This is a genomic window from Pontibacillus yanchengensis, assembly GCF_009856295.1.
Lineage (GTDB): Bacteria > Bacillota > Bacilli > Bacillales > BH030062 > Pontibacillus > Pontibacillus yanchengensis_A.
Genome location: NZ_WMEU01000019.1, coordinates 1 through 2801 on the forward strand (window position 1 = coordinate 1; position 2801 = coordinate 2801).

At 44.5% G+C, this 2801-nt stretch carries 15 tRNA genes and 2 rRNA genes; all 17 read left to right on the forward strand.

Features of this window, described 5'->3' with window-relative positions:
* Positions 1 to 126: ribosomal RNA gene (locus GLW08_RS21370) — 23S ribosomal RNA — on the forward strand; the annotation flags it as partial.
* A 280-nt stretch (positions 127 to 406) separates the two neighbouring features.
* Positions 407 to 522: ribosomal RNA gene (rrf, locus tag GLW08_RS21375) — 5S ribosomal RNA — on the forward strand.
* Between the two features lie 19 nt (positions 523 to 541).
* A tRNA-Asn gene (locus GLW08_RS21380) sits at positions 542 to 616 on the forward strand.
* A gap of 1 nt (position 617) precedes the next feature.
* Positions 618 to 707 (forward strand) — tRNA-Ser (locus GLW08_RS21385).
* Positions 708 to 718: 11 nt separating this feature from the next.
* Positions 719 to 793: transfer RNA gene (locus tag GLW08_RS21390), tRNA-Glu, on the forward strand.
* 9 nt (positions 794 to 802) lie between these two features.
* Positions 803 to 878: transfer RNA gene (locus GLW08_RS21395), tRNA-Val, on the forward strand.
* Positions 879 to 936: 58 nt separating this feature from the next.
* A tRNA-Met gene (locus GLW08_RS21400) sits at positions 937 to 1013 on the forward strand.
* A gap of 48 nt (positions 1014 to 1061) precedes the next feature.
* Positions 1062 to 1138 (forward strand) — tRNA-Asp (locus GLW08_RS21405).
* Between the two features lie 31 nt (positions 1139 to 1169).
* Positions 1170 to 1245 (forward strand) — tRNA-Phe (locus GLW08_RS21410).
* 10 nt (positions 1246 to 1255) lie between these two features.
* A tRNA-Thr gene (locus tag GLW08_RS21415) sits at positions 1256 to 1328 on the forward strand.
* A 15-nt stretch (positions 1329 to 1343) separates the two neighbouring features.
* Positions 1344 to 1429 (forward strand) — tRNA-Tyr (locus tag GLW08_RS21420).
* Positions 1430 to 1449: 20 nt separating this feature from the next.
* A tRNA-Trp gene (locus GLW08_RS21425) sits at positions 1450 to 1523 on the forward strand.
* A 10-nt stretch (positions 1524 to 1533) separates the two neighbouring features.
* Positions 1534 to 1609, forward strand: a tRNA-His gene (locus tag GLW08_RS21430).
* Positions 1610 to 1620: 11 nt separating this feature from the next.
* Positions 1621 to 1695 (forward strand) — tRNA-Gln (locus tag GLW08_RS21435).
* 16 nt (positions 1696 to 1711) lie between these two features.
* Positions 1712 to 1786: transfer RNA gene (locus GLW08_RS21440), tRNA-Gly, on the forward strand.
* Between the two features lie 72 nt (positions 1787 to 1858).
* Positions 1859 to 1932 (forward strand) — tRNA-Cys (locus GLW08_RS21445).
* 7 nt (positions 1933 to 1939) lie between these two features.
* Positions 1940 to 2021 (forward strand) — tRNA-Leu (locus tag GLW08_RS21450).
* The last annotated feature ends 780 nt before the right edge of the window (positions 2022 to 2801 follow it).

Sequence of the window (2801 nt, forward strand, 5' to 3'; positions counted from 1 at the left end):
AAGATGAGATTTCCCATCATTTTAAATGAGTAAGATCCCTTGTAGACGACAAGGTTGATAGGTCCGAGGTGGAAGCGTGGTGACACGTGCAGCTGACGGATACTAATAGATCGAGGACTTAACTAAAACAAAAAGCGCAGGCGACTGCTTAGTCCCGTACGCATAAGACAGATCATCGCAAGAGGCGTTAAGCCTCTGGAGAGGATATGACTTATGACGCTAGGGACTAGGAGCCGGAGCTGGATTCCGATCTAGCTCTAGCCCGCCCGAGAAGACGCACCAACCATTCGATGTCACATTCTTATCTAGTTTTGAAGGTATAAATTTAATTTTTTCCTTGCAATACTGGAGAAAGTACGATATACTTTTTTCTGTCCTTGATTTAAAGGAATAACACATTACATAGTCTGGCGGTTTTGGCGAAGAGGTCACACCTGTTCCCATGCCGAACACAGAAGTTAAGCTCTTCAGCGCCGATGGTAGTCGGGGTTTCACCCCCGCAAGAGTAGGACGCCGCCAGGCATTTTCCTTTTAACTATATTCCAACGTAGCTCAGAGGTAGAGCTATCGGCTGTTAACCGATCGGTCGCAGGTTCGAATCCTGCCGTTGGAGCCATGGAGGGCTGTCCGAGTGGTCGAAGGAGCACGATTGGAAATCGTGTAGGCCCTACCGGGTCTCGAGGGTTCGAATCCCTCGCTCTCCGCCAGTTCAACATTAGGCCCGTTGGTCAAGTGGTTAAGACACTGCCCTTTCACGGCAGTAACACGGGTTCGAATCCCGTACGGGTCACCACTTTCATATGGAGGATTAGCTCAGTTGGGAGAGCACTTGCCTTACAAGCAAGGGGTCACTGGTTCGAGCCCAGTATCCTCCACCATATCTTTCACATCTTACTCGTTTGTGAGTATGATACATTGATAGTAACTTAATATTATCGCGGGGTGGAGCAGTCTGGTAGCTCGTCGGGCTCATAACCCGAAGGTCGCAGGTTCAAATCCTGTCCCCGCAACCAAATTTATTTTCTACAACGTCGATATATTGATCGATATAAAAACAAAATGGTCCGGTAGTTCAGTTGGTTAGAATGCCTGCCTGTCACGCAGGAGGTCGCGGGTTCGAGTCCCGTCCGGACCGCCATTAAATGCCTTAAATTGCATACATAAAGACTGGCTCAGTAGCTCAGTCGGTAGAGCAACGGACTGAAAATCCGTGTGTCGGCGGTTCGATTCCGTCCTGAGCCACCATTTTTGTAGCGCAGGCCTAGCTCAATTGGTAGAGCAACTGACTTGTAATCAGTAGGTTGGGGGTTCAAGTCCTCTGGCCTGCATTCTAATGAAAAAATGGAGGAGTAGCGAAGTTGGCCAAACGCGGCGGACTGTAAATCCGCTCCCTCTGGGTTCGCAGGTTCGAGTCCTGCCTCCTCCACCATTTAACATTTTAATTAAAGTAGGGGTATAGTTCAAAGGCAGAACAGCGGTCTCCAAAACCGCCAATGTGGGTTCGATTCCTACTACCCCTGCCATTTTATTGTGGCGGCTATGGTGAAGTGGTTAACACACCGGATTGTGGCTCCGGCATGCATGGGTTCGAGTCCCATTAGTCGCCCCATTTTTTATCATTGGGCCATAGCCAAGCGGTAAGGCATCGGTTTTTGGTACCGTGATGCGCTGGTTCGAATCCAGCTGGCCCAGCCAAGATTCATTATAAGATGCGGAAGTAGTTCAGTGGTAGAACACCACCTTGCCAAGGTGGGGGTCGCGGGTTCGAATCCCGTCTTCCGCTCCATTTTCTATATATAAGTATAATTGTTGAACATCCAGCATAAGATGTCATATAATAATAAATGAATCTTAAAATGGCGGTATAGCCAAGTGGTAAGGCAGAGGTCTGCAAAACCTTTATCACCGGTTCAAATCCGGTTACCGCCTCCAATACTATGCCGGTGTGGCGGAATTGGCAGACGCGCACGACTCAAAATCGTGTTCCTTCTGGAGTGCCGGTTCGAACCCGGCCACCGGTACTGGTTAGAACTTATAATATTTAATAATAAAAAACGATGAAATATAAAGGATTTCTACTTAGGTAGGAATCCTTTTTTTAATGATCTTTTTTAGGGTGTCTCTCCTATACAAGTCAGATTCATCATTTTAAACTTAAACGAGATTAGTCTAGGTTCTAGACAAACCCTGTGCCTCCTCGTACTATCAAAGAATACAATAAGGTGAAGTTTGTAAAGGAGGGGGTGTGAATGGGAAGTCATTGAAATTATCCAGATGTATCAAACCCTTATCATACTTGAAGTTCTTGAGCATTTAGAAGAAGATATAGAGGAGGTTGCTTCCTTACCAAAAGGAAGTCGAGTAGTAAATTCTAAATTCTGTACCAAATTTTGATAATGAATCCCATGTTAGATTTTTCTCCAACATAGAGGAGATACGTGAAGATTTGGGGCCTTCCTAACCATTGAGGATCATGTAACATTGGTGCGTAATAAGATAAAAATCGTTTTATATTTATATCCTTTTGTATAGGACAATAACTTCAATAAAATGCTATTTTGAAAAGTATGCTCAGCATTAGAATCGATTAAACACAATAAGAAGTATTTTTATGTTAAAGCCGTAATAAAGTGAATAGGCTGAATGATTCGTCGAATACTGTCACTATTTTGGTTGTATTTGGCAAGTAAAAAATGTAGGGAATGGCATTCAAAAATGTATGCCACTTGCCGCCTCTAAATTATCGGTGAGTTAATGATTCTTTGTACCTGAAACTATCGCCTGTAAACAATAATAAATGG